The 13744-nt window shown below is 63.2% G+C and carries 13 protein-coding genes; 4 read left to right on the forward strand and 9 right to left on the reverse strand.

What is annotated here, in order from left to right; translation table 11 throughout:
* Positions 1–23 precede the first annotated feature (23 nt).
* Positions 24–1256: a 3-(3-hydroxy-phenyl)propionate transporter MhpT gene (mhpT, locus tag SB756_RS03085; protein WP_341796033.1), complete on the forward strand. Its 1233-nt coding sequence runs from the start codon at positions 24–26 to the stop codon at positions 1254–1256.
* Here mhpT and SB756_RS03090 read toward each other — a convergent pair.
* Both SB756_RS03090 and SB756_RS03095 read right to left on the reverse strand, forming a co-directional pair.
* Positions 1253–2263: a 5'-nucleotidase gene (locus SB756_RS03090; protein ID WP_341796032.1), complete on the reverse strand. Its 1011-nt coding sequence runs from the start codon at positions 2261–2263 to the stop codon at positions 1253–1255. The two genes, mhpT and SB756_RS03090, sit on opposite strands and share 4 nt — an antisense overlap.
* 59 nt (positions 2264–2322) lie before the next feature.
* Entirely contained in the window at positions 2323–2568 is a 246-nt protein-coding gene (locus tag SB756_RS03095) for a hypothetical protein (protein ID WP_016499054.1), read from the reverse strand.
* A 357-nt stretch (positions 2569–2925) separates the two neighbouring features.
* On the opposite strand from SB756_RS03095, the gene SB756_RS03100 reads away from it, so the two are divergent.
* Both SB756_RS03100 and SB756_RS03105 read left to right on the forward strand, forming a co-directional pair.
* Positions 2926–3804 (forward strand): helix-turn-helix transcriptional regulator, encoded by an 879-nt coding sequence (locus tag SB756_RS03100; protein ID WP_341796031.1) that lies wholly within the window; start codon positions 2926–2928, stop codon positions 3802–3804.
* A gap of 498 nt (positions 3805–4302) precedes the next feature.
* Positions 4303–4689 carry a hypothetical protein gene (locus SB756_RS03105; RefSeq protein WP_341798902.1) on the forward strand — a complete coding sequence of 129 codons (387 nt, stop codon included), beginning with the start codon at positions 4303–4305 and terminating at the stop codon, positions 4687–4689.
* A gap of 174 nt (positions 4690–4863) precedes the next feature.
* Here the strand turns inward: SB756_RS03105 and SB756_RS03110 are convergent, their stop codons facing one another.
* From SB756_RS03110 to SB756_RS03120, 3 genes are all read right to left on the reverse strand, one after another.
* On the reverse strand, positions 4864–5841 hold the full coding sequence (locus SB756_RS03110) for a D-2-hydroxyacid dehydrogenase family protein (RefSeq protein WP_410910148.1): 978 nt from the start codon (positions 5839–5841) through the stop codon (positions 4864–4866).
* Positions 5842–5902: 61 nt separating this feature from the next.
* On the reverse strand, positions 5903–6394 hold the full coding sequence (locus tag SB756_RS03115) for a DUF1543 domain-containing protein (RefSeq protein WP_063426858.1): 492 nt from the start codon (positions 6392–6394) through the stop codon (positions 5903–5905).
* Positions 6395–6610: 216 nt separating this feature from the next.
* Positions 6611–7522 carry a LysR family transcriptional regulator gene (locus SB756_RS03120; protein ID WP_049276468.1) on the reverse strand — a complete coding sequence of 304 codons (912 nt, stop codon included), beginning with the start codon at positions 7520–7522 and terminating at the stop codon, positions 6611–6613.
* 94 nt (positions 7523–7616) lie between these two features.
* Between SB756_RS03120 and SB756_RS03125 the strand changes: the two genes are divergently transcribed.
* Complete coding sequence (locus SB756_RS03125) at positions 7617–8792, forward strand: MFS transporter (protein WP_410910149.1); 1176 nt, start codon at positions 7617–7619, stop codon at positions 8790–8792.
* Positions 8793–8943: 151 nt separating this feature from the next.
* Here the strand turns inward: SB756_RS03125 and SB756_RS03130 are convergent, their stop codons facing one another.
* From SB756_RS03130 to SB756_RS03145, 4 genes are all read right to left on the reverse strand, one after another.
* Positions 8944–11427, reverse strand: a complete 2484-nt coding sequence (locus SB756_RS03130) for a TonB-dependent siderophore receptor (RefSeq protein ID WP_410910150.1) — start codon at positions 11425–11427, stop codon at positions 8944–8946.
* A gap of 96 nt (positions 11428–11523) precedes the next feature.
* Positions 11524–12492, reverse strand: a complete 969-nt coding sequence (locus tag SB756_RS03135) for a FecR family protein (RefSeq protein ID WP_341796026.1) — start codon at positions 12490–12492, stop codon at positions 11524–11526.
* Positions 12489–12995 carry a sigma-70 family RNA polymerase sigma factor gene (locus SB756_RS03140; RefSeq protein WP_341796025.1) on the reverse strand — a complete coding sequence of 169 codons (507 nt, stop codon included), beginning with the start codon at positions 12993–12995 and terminating at the stop codon, positions 12489–12491. Before SB756_RS03140 ends, SB756_RS03135 begins: the two co-directional genes overlap by 4 nt.
* 80 nt (positions 12996–13075) lie before the next feature.
* Positions 13076–13699: a glutathione S-transferase family protein gene (locus SB756_RS03145; RefSeq protein ID WP_341796024.1), complete on the reverse strand. Its 624-nt coding sequence runs from the start codon at positions 13697–13699 to the stop codon at positions 13076–13078.
* Positions 13700–13744 lie beyond the last annotated feature (45 nt).

The raw sequence follows: 13744 nt of genomic DNA on the forward strand, positions 1-13744 counted from the left end.
CATAACAACAAAAGGGGCCACACATGAGTCATTCATCCTCATCTTCAAGCAAGCCGGTACTTACGATCGGCCTGTGTTTTCTGGTGGCGCTGCTGGAGGGGCTGGACCTTCAGGCCACCGGGGTAGCAGCGCCGCACATGGCCAAGGAATTCGCGCTGACCCCGGCCATGCTTGGCTGGGTGTTCAGTGCCGGGCTGCTGGGGCTGCTGCCCGGTGCGTTTATTGGGGGCTGGCTGGCCGACCGGCTGGGCCGCAAGGCCATCCTGATCGTGGCAGTACTGTTGTTCGGCGGCTTCTCCCTGGGTACCGCCCACGCTGATACGTACACCACGCTGCTGATCGCACGGCTGATGACCGGGTTGGGGTTGGGGGCCGCCTTGCCGATCCTGATTGCCCTGGCCAGCGAGGCCGCACCAGAGCGCCTGCGCAGCACGGCGGTGAGCCTGACTTACTGCGGCGTGCCCCTGGGCGGGGCGATCGCGTCGGTCATCGGCATGGCCGGGCTGGGCGAAGGCTGGCGGACGGTGTTCTACGTGGGTGGTATCGCCCCCATCGCGATTGCCTTCGTGCTGATGGTATGGCTGAAGGAGTCCCAGGCGTTCCGTGCCCAGCCCGCGGCCAGCGCAGCCGGCAACGGCATGCTGGGCCAATTGTTCGGGCCGGGCCAGGCAAGCCGCACCTTGTTGCTGTGGGTGGCGTGCTTCTTCACGCTTACTGTGCTGTACATGCTGCTCAACTGGTTGCCGTCTCTGTTGATTGGGCAAGGCTACAGCCGGCCACAGGCGGGCGCGGTACAGATTCTGTTCAACCTGGGCGGCGCTGCAGGTTCGTTCCTCACCGGGCGAATGATGGACCGGGGCTTCGCCGGGCGGGCCGTGTTCATCGCTTATGCCGGCATGCTTGTCTCGCTGGCGGGCTTGGGGTTGTCGAGCACTTTTGGCCTGATGTTGCTGGCCGGGTTTACTGCGGGCTATTGCGCCATTGGTGGGCAGTTGGTGCTGTATGCGCTTGCGCCGACGTTGTATGCGACCCAGGTGCGCGCGACCGGCGTGGGGGCTTCTGTGGCGGTAGGGCGCCTGGGCTCGATGGCCGGCCCGTTGGCCGCAGGGCAGATCCTGGCGGCGGGTGCGGGAGTAGGTGGCCTGCTGCTGGCGGCGTCCCCTGGCTTGGTGGTGGCGGCATTGGCGGCGCGTGCGTTGCTGGGGCAGCGTAGCCGCCCGACCACCAATGCCCCGGTCGAGGAAGTTGCTCGCTAGACAGGCTGGATGGCACCGGCAACGCCGGTGTCGTCCTGCTCCTGCACAGGCGTGTCGAGCGGGGAGAGCGTCGTTGAACGCCCCCTGTTCGCCACCCCGAACGGCACATGCACCATCGGCAAATCCCCCGCCGGCGACTGCAAGTGGCTGCGCTGGTCGTCGAAGAACACATGCGGCTTCAGAATCGACAACACCCTGGGCTTCTCCATGCCGCCGAGAAAGAAGCACTCGTCCGGCGATACGCCCCAGTCCTTCAACGTCGTCACCACCCGCTCATGTGAAGGCGCATTGCGCGCCGTGACAATTGCAATGCGCAAGATCCGCTTGTAGTCCGGGTTCTCGGCCAGCTTGCGGTCCTCCAGCATGCGTATCAGCGAAAGCTTGCGGTACAGGTCCGCCAGCGGCCCTGGCGAATGCGGAATGCCCTTGTGTACACGCTCGTGCTCCTGAAAGTCATCCAGGTTGTCGTTGCGCTTGTACACGCTCTCCGCCTCGTCGTCGGCAATCACGCCATCGAAGTCGAAGGCTACGCGCAATTCGGTGTCGATCTCGTCATCGTAGATGCGCGTCGGCAGCACCCGCCCGGCCGGGTAGTTGGCGTCGATGGCTTTCTGCACGTCTTCCTCATTGGCACTGAGGAACAGCGAGGCGTTGAATGCCGGGATGTACTCGTAGGGCGAGCGGCCCGACATGAACGCCGCGCGGGTGATGTCCAACTGATAATGGTTGATCGAACGAAACACCCGCAGGCCGGTTTCCGGGGAGTTGCGCGAGAGCAGCACCACCTCTACCGGCAGTTGCTCGGGGAAGGCCTGGTTGATACTCAGGAAGCGGCGAATGAACGGGAACGCCACGCCTTTGGGGAATGGCTCGTCCAGGTTCTGCTGCTGGTGATGGCGGTACGCCTCGACGCCTTGGGTCTTGTAGATGTCGTCCGAGACCGTGAGGTCGAACAGCGCACTCGAGGCAACGCCAATGACCAGTTTCTGTTCGATGGGGTAGGGCATTGAGCAACTCCTGAGCCTGTGCTGATGGCAAGTGTACGCCTGCGCGGTGACGAAAGCCCTCAGGCCTCCGGCACCAGTCCGAGCAGCACCTGAACCTGGCGCTGCAACTGGCTCACATGCTCGCGCTCTGCACGCAGCGCGGACTGCAGCTCGCGGTTTTCCTGTTTATGGATGCGAGCGGAGCGCTCCAGCTCGCGGTCCCCTTGCAGCAGGTCCCACATCTCGCCTTGGCGAGCGTGCTGCAGACACACCAGCAGCAGGGTGATACCGCAGACGCCCAGCAGAGAGATTTCGATAGCTTCCATGTGACGCTTCCTTGGGTAGTGGCAGTTTGCCGGTAAGCGAAACGATATGTCCATAAAGGCTACATGTCGATAATGGAGACTTGTACAGGTAAAGCAATGGTGCATATCCGGCGGGCTGCTTGCGGGCAGGGTAGGATGAGTGTTGAAGGCCATTTGATATCATGGCTGCCGGCGACGCTGCGCTAGACAAGCCCTTGGCTGCAATCGCGCTGTATCACAGCGGCGATGAACGATTCTGTCAGCATATGCCTGTTTACTTTACATATCTGTCAGGCTTGATGTGCAAACGGATGGATATGTATGATCAGGCGACACGTCATCTATCAAGGTGCTTGTTGCCACCCTACAGGAGCCGACATGAAACGCACGCAACGCATGGAGCAAACCCGCTGGGACCTGGCCTTGCGCTACCGGTTGATCGAGACGGTGGTCTGGTGGGAAGGTCGGCTGACCACCAATCACCTGATCCAGAGTTTCGGCATCAGCCGCCAGCAGGCGTCGAAGGACATCAACACCTACATCAATGACTACGCGTCGAAAAACCTGGTCTACGACAAGCAGATCAAAGGCTATGTCCCGACCCGACAGTTCAAGCCGCTGTTCATCGACGACAGCGCCAGCGCCTACCTCGACCTGCTCAATCAGAACAACGAACGCGCCCCACATATCGAAGGCCTGGCCTTGGCCTATGCCCACACCGAAGTGCTGAAGGTGCCCGACCGCTCGGTCAAACCCGAGGTCCTGCGGCCGTTGCTCAAGGCCTGCCGCGAAAAGCGCCGCCTGGACATCGACTACGTGTCGTTCAACACCCCCGAACTCGAGGGACGCATCATCGCCCCGCATACGCTGGTGTACACCGGCATGCGCTGGCATGTGCGGGCCTATTGCGAAAAGAACCGCATGTACCGCGACTTTGTACTCAGCCGTTTCCGTGGTGTGCCAGATGTGCACGAAGAGCAGACCGAGAATGGTATCGAACAGGACGTGGAATGGAACACTCCGGTCGATGTGATCTTCAAGCCGGACGAACGCCTGACACCCGCGCAGCGGGCCATCATCGAGGTGGACTACGGCATGACCGACGGGCAGTTGGTGGTGGGCAGCTCCCAGGCATTGGTCAAGTATGTGGTGAAGCGCTTCGGGGTGAACCCCAACATGCATGATGCAAGGCCCGAAGCGCAGCAGCTGGTGCTGGCGAACCGGGCCGAACTGAAGCCTTGGCTGAACCTTGATTGAAGCTTGGGCAACGGCACGTAACGGGGCCGCAGGGCAGGTGCCTGTACTGCACGCGGCCACGCATTGCAGACCTCCCCGTTACCTGATCAACCACTCAAATCTCTCGTTCATCAGTGGATCCAGTGATGCCAATTTGATAGCTTTCCGCCCCTTACAGCTGTATCCGGATAGGAATTGATGAACCAGCTATACGAACACGGCATTCTGACCCCGCTCGCAAAGCCGATTGTGGACAGGGTGATCGAGACCGCCCTTGGCAATCTGGACGCTACTTCCGATAACAAGGTACTGCGTGGCCTCAACGATGCGTTGGCGGGCGAAATAGAACGTTTGAACGCAGACGTCGCGACCCCGGATGGCGACCTGCAGGGTCCACTGAGAGTGTTGCGCGAACTCAGGCAACAGCTCGACGAACTGCTGGCGCTGGCCGATGGTCATGCCTTGTGCAGGCAAGAGGTGGAGCGTCTGGCAAGTGTGCAAGGCCAGCATGAAATCGAAATGGCCGCGCTGCAGGCCAGTGCCGAGGTGCAGAACCGCAAGCTGGTGGCAAGTACCTTGGCCCGCGTGCAAAAGGAAGGGGTAATCCGCAAGAGCCTTGAGCAGTACCAGGAGCAGCTGGCCGCCAGCAACCTGGCACGGGAAGCGCTGTCTACCACGGTGACGACGGCTTTGAAGAGGCTTGCGCTGGCGACCAGCACCCAGGCTCAGCGCGTGGATAGCGTCGAGACGCATTTGGCCAGCCTGGTGGAGCGCCAGCGTGAATGCGAGCTGCAATTGCAGCAGGTGTGCGGGACGGGCTGGGCGGTGTATCTGGAGCGCAATGCAGTGCCGCTGGTGGCGTTGGCGGTGGCTGTGTTTGCGCTGGGGCTGAACCTGTTCGGTTGAACGCAACTTAAAGGCAAACTTCAGGCCTGCACGGTGCCTTTGGCAGCCTGCGTGCCCGCGAAGAATCCAGCGCGGTGGATGGCATCGGCTTCGCCGGTGTTCGCGGGCATGCCCGCGCCCACAGTGATCGCGCGAACTCTGACATTTTGAACACGGCAGTGGCTCCCGCAGGGCTCAGCGTCGAGCTGCCAGGGCCTCAGGGTTGGCAACGTTCTTTGGCTTTCCTTCGAAAAACGCCAGCACATTGTCGAAGGCATCGCCAAAGTACAGCTCGTAGCCGTTCTTCTCCACGTACCCCAGGTGCGGCGTACTGAGTACGCGTGGGTGGCGCAGCAGCGGATGGGCCGGGTCGAGCAGCGGCTCCTCCTCGTACACATCCACCGCCGCGAAACCCGGCCGCCCAGCATCCAGTGCCTGTAGCAATGCCCCTGGGGCAATCAGTTCTGCGCGGCTGACGTTCACCAGCAAGGCGTCGGGCTTCATGTTGGACAGGTCGTCGAAGGTCACCCCGTGGCGTGTCTGGTCGGACAGGCGCAGGTTCAGGCTGACAATATCCGCTTCGGCAAAGAATGCCTCACGCGAGGCAGCAGCGCGATGGCCATCGGCTTGGGCTGCGGCGCGGCTGCTGTCGCTGCCCCACACCAGCACAGGCATGTCGAACGCCTGGGCATAACGCGCCAGACGCTGGCCGATCTTGCCGTAGCCCCAAATACCCAGCAGCTGGCCGGCCAGCGCCTGGCCCAGATTGACCTGCCATTGGCCTTGGCGCAAAGCATCGATGGCCGGCACCAGTTGCCGGCGGGCATTGAGGATCAGCGCCCAGGCAAGTTCTGCAGGCGCCACCGGCGAGCCGCGCCCCTCGGTCACCGCAATGCCGCGTGCGGTGCAGGCAGCCAGGTCCAGGTGGCTGGACACCTTGCCGGTCTGGCTGATCAGCTTGAGGTTGGGCAGGCGGTCGAGCAAGGCGGCGTCGATGCGGGTACGTTCGCGGGTGAGTACCAGTGCGTCGGCATCGGCAAAGCGTGCTGCAAGTTGCTCCAGCGTGGCCGGCTGGCGCTCATGAAGCACGCTGACAGCGTGCCCGCTCAGCTTGCCGAAGCAGTCGAGCGTGCGGATCACATCCTGGTAGTCGTCGGGAATGACAATGCGCATGGTGGTCTGGCCCTGGCGGTACAGTGAAGCGTCGAAGATAACCCAACTGCGCGCATCAACGTCAGATCAGGATGTAGTCGCTGCGCACCACCACCGGCTCATGCGCCCCTTCGACCAGGTGCACGAACTGCCCGCCCACTTGGTCGATTGCCAGGCAGTCGTCGACATCGAGCAAAGCGTCGGTGTGCGGCTTCAGCCAGTGTGCCTGCATGCGCTGCTTGCCGAGGGCCTTGGCTTCGGTCTTGTTGTGGGCGGCAACCAGAAGGTAGCGGTGCGCCTCGCCGAACACATCGCGTTCGTAACCGCCGAGGTTGATGAAGTACAGATGCAGTGCGCCGCGGGCGGGGGCGTCCGGGCGCAGTTCGATCCGTTGGCCGTCCACGCCGTGCACTTCCAGCCACGAATCGATGTGCAAGCCTTTCGCGCTACCGAACCAGGCCTGGCGCAGCTGCGGGTAAGCCTGTTCGAAGGTGTCGGCCTGGGCGAATACCACGTCGTGGACTTCGATCTTGGCGCCGGGGTGGCGGCCTCCGAGCATGACGACGTAAAGCATGGGCGGTCCTTTGCGTGGTATTGAGAGAAAGTGTGCATTGTACCCAACCACAGCCAGTTCGATGAAGTGATGCCTGAGCATTGTGGGAGCGGGCATGCCCGCGAAGCAGGCCGCGCGGTGGATGGCACGGGCTTCGCCCGTCTCGCCCGCGCTGCCGTTGGATTCTTAGAATGCCACCGTGGCGCTGTGATGCCTCGCCGGGGACGAGTCCACCGATTACAAGGGATTGCGCAGGCCGCCAGACAGGTGCTCTACCAGAAAATCCACAAACACCCGTACCCGCGCCGGCATCGCCTGGCCACCGACGAACACCGCATGGATCGGCTCGCGGTCGTCAGGGTTGTAGGCCTCCAGCAATGGCACCAGCCGCCCGCTGGCCAGGTCGTCGACCACCGTGAAGGTACCGATGCGTGCCACGCCGGCACCGATCCTGGCCAGTTGCGCCAAGGCTTCGCCGCTGCTGCATTCGATATTGCCCGTCACCTTCAACGAGAATACCTGCCCGTCGCGGCGAAACGGCCAGTCGGGCGCGGCACGGCGGAAGTTGAAGCGCAGGCAGTTATGCCGGGCCAGGTCTTCAGGCTCAAGCGGGGTGCCGCAGCGTTGCAGGTACTCGGGCGAGGCAACCACCACCTGGCCGGTTTCACCAATGGCGCGGGCGCTCAATGAACTGTCCGGCAGGTGCCCGAAACGCAATGCCACGTCGGCCTGGCCGCCGAGAATGTCGGCCACTTCGTCACTGAGGGTAAGGTCAACCAGCACTTGCGGGTAACGTGCGCTGAAGGCCGCCAGTAGCGGTACCACGGTCAGCCGGGCATGGCCCAGCGCAGCGCTTACCCGCAAGCGCCCGCGCGGCACGCCCTGGTCGGTGATGGCTTCTTCCACTTCGAGCATGTCGGCCAGCACCCGCCGTGCACCGCGCAGGTACGCCTCACCCTCGGGGGTGAGGGTGATCGCCCGGGTGGTGCGTAGCAGCAGGCGGGTGCCCAGGCGCTGTTCGGTGCGGGCGATGATGCGGCTGACCGCAGAAGGCGTCAGGTTCAGTGCCCGCGCGGCGGCCGACAGGCTGCCTTCTTGCGCCACCCTGGCAAATATCTCCATCTCGCCGGATCTTCCACTGAAGTCCATTTGTGCCTCGTGCGCAAAGGTGGTTGGCAAAAAAGCAGTCTAGTGCGCTTTTGAAATGGATCGTAGCATTTGCGGCATAGATAAGGAGCTTGCCATGCGTATCAATCCACCTCTCGTCGCACTTGCCATCGGTGCCTTTGGCATCGGTGTCACCGAGTTCGCCCCCATGGGCATGTTGCCCAGTATCGCCACTGAACTTGGCGTCTCCATCCCCGCTGCCGGGCTGCTGGTCAGTGCCTATGCCATTGGCGTGCTGATCGGCGCACCGCTGATGACCCTGGCCACGGTGAAGATCCCGCGGCGTTATTTGCTAATCGGGCTGATGGCCATTTTCACACTGGGTAACCTGATGTCGGCCCTGGCCAGCGATTACACCAGCCTGCTGGTGGCCCGTGTGGTCACCTCGCTCAACCACGGTGCCTTCTTTGGCATCGGCTCGATTGTCGCGGCCAGCGTGGTATCGCCCGAGAAGCGCGCCGGGGCGGTGGCGGCAATGTTCATGGGCTTGACCCTGGCCACGATTGGCGGCGTGCCGCTGGCGACCTGGTTTGGTGAAATGCTGGGTTGGCGCACGGCATTCTGGGGTATTGCCGGGCTTGGCCTGGTGGCGATGACCACGCTCTGGTACGCGCTGCCCAATGTGCCGTCGCCCAAAGGTGACGGGGCCATGGCCGAAATCCGGGTGCTGGGCCGCGGCCCAGTACTGGCGGCGTTGCTGCTGACGGTGGTGGGTTCCAGTGCGATGTTTACGGTGTTCACCTACATTGCGCCGATCCTGCAGAGCGAGGCGGCGGCGTCCACCACCTTCGTGACAGCCATGCTGGTGTTGTTCGGTGTGGGCCTGACCTTGGGCAACGTGTGGGGCGGCAAGGCGGCAGACCGCTCGATCGACCGCACGCTGATCTTGTCGTTGGCATTGTTGATTGGCGTGCTGCTGGTGTTCCCGCTGGTGCTGGACTGGCCGCTGCCGACGGCCTTGGCGATCCTGGTCTGGGGCGCGGCCAGCTTTGCACTGGTGCCGCCACTGCAGATGCGGGTGATGGAGGCAGCCAAGGATGCGCCCAACCTGGCATCGGCGGTGAACATTGGTGCATTCAACCTGGGCAATGCGATTGGCGCGGCGCTGGGTGGCGCAGTGATCAACGCAGGTTTGGGCTACCCGGCGATTTCCCTGGCGGGCGCGGCGATGGCGGCGCTGGGGTTGGTGATGGTGTTGCTGTTTGCCTGGCGTGGGCGGGTGGTGGCAGCGGCGGGGCAGGTTGTGGTGTAACAAGCCGAGATCGCCGGGGGCGCTGTGCGCCCCTATCGCGGCACAAGGCCGCTCCTACAGGGGAATGCGATCTGTTGTGGGAGCGGCCTTGTGTCGCGATAGGGCTGCAAAGCAGCCCCGGGATCTTGCAGGTGGAACCCCTCGACACACCTCAGAACTTGCCGCGCAAGGTCAGCATGTAGTTGCGCGGCGCGCCGTACCAGTTGCCGGTGTCGCTGGCATCCACGGTCTGGTAGTAGGTCTTGTCGAAGAGGTTGTTGCCATTCAGCGTGGCCGTCCAGTGTTCATCGATGCGGTACTCGACCAAGCCGTTCCACACCGCATAACCGGCCTGGCGGAACGCATACGGGTCTTGCTGGCTGAGCCCACCGTCGGGCAGGCGGCGCTGGATGAAGCCACTCTTGTAGCTGTCGCTCTGAATGGTGGCACCCAGGCCGACCTTCCAGCGCTCGAACTCGCCGGGCAGCTGGTAGGTGGTAAAGAACTTGAACAGGTGCTTGGGTGTTTGCGTGCTCATCGGCGTGCCGTTGTTGGCGGCATTGCCGGCAACACGTTGCCTGTTGATGTTGAAGGTGTAGCCGGCCATGGCTTGCCAGCCGGGGGCCAGCTCACCGGAAATCTCGCTGTCGATACCCTTGCTGATCACCTCCCCAGAGGCGCTGTAGAATCCTTGGCCAGTGCTCACCGCTTCGTTCAGACGCTTGGTGTAGTAAAGCGCGCTGGACAGGTTGAGGCGCCCATCGAGCAACTCGCCTTTGGTACCGAACTCGTAGGTTTCGCCCTCGATCGGGTCCAGTGGCTGGCTGCTCGGGGACTTGAAGGCGGTTTGCGGCTGGAAGATCTCGGCATAGCTGGTGTACAGCGACCACTGCCGGTTCAGGTCGAGCACCAGCGCGCCAAACGGGGTGATGACGCCGCGGTTGCTTTCCTTGACCCGGGTGTCGGCATTGTTGAAGACCGGGACCACGGTGCGGGTGTTGTCACGGTAGTCGGAGTAGCGTGCGCCCAAGGTCAGGTGCAGTGGCTCGGCAAGCTGCGCCTTGAAGGTGGCATATACACCGGATTTGCGCTGGTTCCAGTCGGGATTGTAGTAGTAGCTGGGGGGTGTGCGCGGCTTGGGCATGGCGCCGGCGTCACCTGTGGTGATGTCGAAGGGCACGTTGATGTCGCTTACTTGCGACAGGTCGCTGTCGTCGGAGTAGCTGCGCATCACTTCTTCATAGTCGGCGCCGACCAGCAGTTCGTGGGTCAGGCCAAAGGCTTCGAAGGTGCCGGACAGGTTGGCATCGAACAAGTCCTGCTGGTTGTTGTAACCGCGGATGAAACGCTTGAAAGTGGTCTGGTTGGTGTTCGGGTCGACGGCGGCGCTCACTTCGCCAATGTCCTGGGTCGAATCGAACTTGCTTTTGGTGTAGCTGGCCTTGAGCTTCCAATTGTCGTCCAGCGCGTGCTCGACCTTGGCGAAGTACTCGGTGCGCTTGTAGTTGTTCGCGGACCAGTCGGCGGCCAGCGAGCGGCTGCGCGAGGTGCCGATTTCGGTGCCGTCCTTGTAGCGCACCAGGCCCCGGTCCCAGTAACCGTCCATGTCTCGCCATTCATAGGTGCCGCCGATGCTCACCAGGGTGGCCGGGCTCAGGTCTGCCTCCAGGGTGCCGAAGATCACGTGCTTCTCGCTGTCGGCATTGTCGTAGAAGTATTTCTTGTCCTCGAACGACATCGCCACGCGGCCGCGAAGTGCACCGTCGAACCCCAGCGGGCCAGTCAGGTCGACTTCGGAGCGGTAGTTGTCCCAGCTGCCGGCCGACTGGCTGATGCTCAGCTGGTTGAACGGCAAGGCGCGCTTGCGCACCAGGTTGATGCTGCCGCCCGGGTCGCCAGTGCCGCCGAACAAACCATCGGAGCCACGTAAAACCTCGACGTGGTCGTACGCGGTCATGTCGGGCAGGGTGTCGAAGGCTTCGTTGCGCAGCATCGGTGCGCCGCCGTCGGTCTGGATACTGCGGATGACGAAGCCACGCGAGTAAATCTGGTTTTTCGTGTCGTTGCCGCCGACCACGGTGATGCCGGTGGTCTGGTCCAGCACCTGGGTCAGGCTGGTGAGGTGCTGGTCATCCATGCGCTGGTGGGTCATAACACTCACCGACTGCGGGGTTTCGCGCAGGCTGCGTGGTGTCTTGCCGCCTGTGCTGATGGCGCCTGTGGTGTAGGAACCGGTGTTCTCGGTCTGCTCGCCGAGGTTGGCAGTGCCGGTCACGTTGGTCGGGTCCAGTGCCACAGCACCCAATGGCAGCGGTTCGCTGGCCGGGATCAGGCGGTAGCCGCTGTCCTGCGGCATGGCTTGCAGGCCGCTGCCGACCAGTAACTGCTGCAGGGCTTGTTGGCTGCTGAAACTGCCGCGCAGCCCGGCGCTGTATTTGCCGGCCAGGTCACCCGGGGTAAAGGCAATGTTCAGGCCGGTGCTGCGGCTGAGGGCAATCAGGGCTGCATCCAGCGAACCGGCCGGGATGGCCAGGTCGTAGCGGGTGGCGGTGCTGGCGCTGTCGGTGGCATGGGCCAAGGGCAGCGTAGCCAGGCCAAGGCTGGTGCAGAACAGGGCTTGGCGGATGGCGAGGCGCAAGGGGGCGGGTCGGGTCACGTGGGGTTCTCGTTGGCAATTTGAGTGTTCTGCTGTGTATGCCGGGCGAGATTGCAAACCCCTTCACCCGGCGAGCACTTTTTTTGCCGGGTTGTTTCAGGCGCTCAGGCGCACCCAGTAACGCGTCATTGCCTGTACGCGCAAGCCGTGGGTCTGGGCGATGAAGGCCAGGGTGGCGTCGGTGTCGGTGAGGTTGAAATTACCGCTGATAGTACGTTTCGCAACCTGTGGGTCGCAGCCAAGGTAGCCGTTGCGATAACGGCCGAGCTCGTCAAGCAGTTCGGCCAGCGGCATCGCCCTCGCGGTCAGCAGGCCGTCGCGCCAGGCGGCGGCGTCTTCGGCGTTGCCGGGCAGGCGCAGCGCGTTGTCACGGGTTACCCGCCAGGTTTCTCCGGGTTGGGCAACGGCATCGGTACCCGAGCGTGGCTGTATGTTCACGGTGCCTTCGGCAACGCCCAGGCGGCAGGCGTCGGCGTACTGACGTATGTTGCAGCGGCTGCCGTGGGCGGTGAACGTGGCAAAGGTGGTGGTGACCTGCAATGGGCGCTGTTGCAGGCTGGCACTGTCGGCACCACTGACCAGGTACAGCTCGCCGCGCAGCAGTTCGATGCGCCGGTGCCGGGCATCGAAATACACACGTACGGCGCTGTCGGTATTTAGCTCCAACTGGCTACCATCAGCCAGGGTCCAGCGCTGATGTTCGCCGACACGGGTGCTGTAGTCGGCCATCAGCCGCTGCCAAGGCGCGGTTTCGCGGCTCCCCCAGGCGGTGGTGCCGACTGCCGCGAACAGCGCCAGCAGTTTCAGCACCTGGCGCCGTTGCAGGCGGGCTTCAGGCAGTTTTTCCAGCGCCTGGCGCGCCAGCCCGCTCGGCACACCGGCAAAGTGCCCGCTCAGGCTCTGCATGCGCGCCCAGGCCAGCCGGTGGGTTTCGTCATCCGCCAGCCAGGCCTGGAAGGCCGCCCGGGTAGCAGGGTCGGGCCGGTTGTAGGTGAGACGGATCGACCATTCGATGGCCTGGTCTACTGTTGCGCCGGGTAGCGCCGGCAGTGTGCTGGTGCTCATGGCGTGCTTTCGAAGACAAGCTGATAGCAATGGCGCAAGGCTTTGCTGAGGTCTCGTTCCACGGTGGACAGCGACACCCCCAGCTGTTCGGCAATGCGCGGGCAGGGCATGCCATCCAGTTGTGCCAGCAGGAAGATGGTGCGTGTGCGTGCGGGCAGCGCGTCAAGCAGCCGGTCGATGGCCACCAGTGCCTCGATGGCCAGGGCACTGGTCTCCGGTGATGGCACTTGGGCCTCGGGCAGCTGCGCCAGCGTCTCCAGCCAGGCCCGCTCGATGTCGCGATGGCGCCACAGGTCGATGACCAGCCCGCGGGCGATCGTGCGCAAATAGGCACGTGGCTCCAACAGCGCCTTTGCCTGGCGCCTTTGCAGTACCCGGACAAAGGTGTCGTGGGCAAGGTCGGCAGCATCCGCTGCACTGTTCAGCCGATGGCGCAGCCAGCCTTGCAGCCAGCCGTGGTGCTCGACGTAAAGATGCTCGATGGGGTGTCTGCTGCCGGGCATGCCACTCTTCCGTGTTCGCGCACTAATGGTAATGACTCGCATTATTACCCAATGCCCGGCAGTGAAACCAGTGTTGTACGTTACGGCGTACCGTTACGACCGTGCAGGTGATAGGCCGGGCGTTCGCTCAGGCGTTCGTAATAATCGCGCACCGCTGGCAGGTGCGGGTGCTCGAACGGCGTTTCGAACCAGCGGTTGACCGAGAGGCCGATAGGGATATCGGCCAGGGTGAACTGGCTGCCGGCTACGTAGGCACCGGTGCTGGCCAGTTGGCGGTCGAGGATATGCATGTAGCGCGACCATTCGGCGCAACCGGCGGCCAGTGCTTGCGGGTCCTGGTGGGAGGGGGAGTGCCTGACCAGTGACATGAATGCGTAGCTCCACGAGCGGTTCAGGTCCGAGGCCTGCCAGTCGATCCACTGGTCGATCCTGGCCCGCGCCTGGGCATCGTCGGGGTAGAACGCGGTGGCACCGTAGCGGTTGGCCAGGTAGCGGATGATGCTGTTGGACTCCCACAAGGTGAAGTCGCCATCCTGGATCACCGGGATCATGGCGTTGGGGTTCAATGCCAGGAACTCCGCGCTGTCAGTGGCCTTGAAGCCAGCGCCCCAGTCTTCGCGCTCGAATGCGACCTCGAATTCGGCGCAGGCCCACAGGACTTTTCGCACATTGATGGAAGAAGCTCTGCCCAGTATCCGTAGCATGGTGTTCGTCCTGGTGTGGGGGAGGTTGATCGTCCGACACTGGCA

Origin of the sequence: Pseudomonas sp. SIMBA_068 (genome assembly GCF_046534705.1) — a bacterium.
Lineage (GTDB): Bacteria > Pseudomonadota > Gammaproteobacteria > Pseudomonadales > Pseudomonadaceae > Aquipseudomonas > Aquipseudomonas putida.

What these genes read in the sequence shown, in the direction of transcription:
- mhpT (WP_341796033.1), top strand. Translation starts at nt 24, where the DNA reads ATGAGTCATTCATCCTCATCTTCAAGCAAGCCGGTACTTACGATCGGC.
- SB756_RS03090 (WP_341796032.1), bottom strand. Translation starts at nt 2,263, where the DNA reads ATGCCCTACCCCATCGAACAGAAACTGGTCATTGGCGTTGCCTCGAGT.
- SB756_RS03095 (WP_016499054.1), bottom strand. Translation starts at nt 2,568, where the DNA reads ATGGAAGCTATCGAAATCTCTCTGCTGGGCGTCTGCGGTATCACCCTG.
- SB756_RS03100 (WP_341796031.1), top strand. Translation starts at nt 2,926, where the DNA reads ATGAAACGCACGCAACGCATGGAGCAAACCCGCTGGGACCTGGCCTTG.
- SB756_RS03105 (WP_341798902.1), top strand. Translation starts at nt 4,303, where the DNA reads ATGGCCGCGCTGCAGGCCAGTGCCGAGGTGCAGAACCGCAAGCTGGTG.
- SB756_RS03110 (WP_410910148.1), bottom strand. Translation starts at nt 5,841, where the DNA reads ATGCGCATTGTCATTCCCGACGACTACCAGGATGTGATCCGCACGCTC.
- SB756_RS03115 (WP_063426858.1), bottom strand. Translation starts at nt 6,394, where the DNA reads ATGCTTTACGTCGTCATGCTCGGAGGCCGCCACCCCGGCGCCAAGATC.
- SB756_RS03120 (WP_049276468.1), bottom strand. Translation starts at nt 7,522, where the DNA reads ATGGACTTCAGTGGAAGATCCGGCGAGATGGAGATATTTGCCAGGGTG.
- SB756_RS03125 (WP_410910149.1), top strand. Translation starts at nt 7,617, where the DNA reads ATGCGTATCAATCCACCTCTCGTCGCACTTGCCATCGGTGCCTTTGGC.
- SB756_RS03135 (WP_341796026.1), bottom strand. Translation starts at nt 12,492, where the DNA reads ATGAGCACCAGCACACTGCCGGCGCTACCCGGCGCAACAGTAGACCAG.
- SB756_RS03140 (WP_341796025.1), bottom strand. Translation starts at nt 12,995, where the DNA reads ATGCCCGGCAGCAGACACCCCATCGAGCATCTTTACGTCGAGCACCAC.
- SB756_RS03145 (WP_341796024.1), bottom strand. Translation starts at nt 13,699, where the DNA reads ATGCTACGGATACTGGGCAGAGCTTCTTCCATCAATGTGCGAAAAGTC.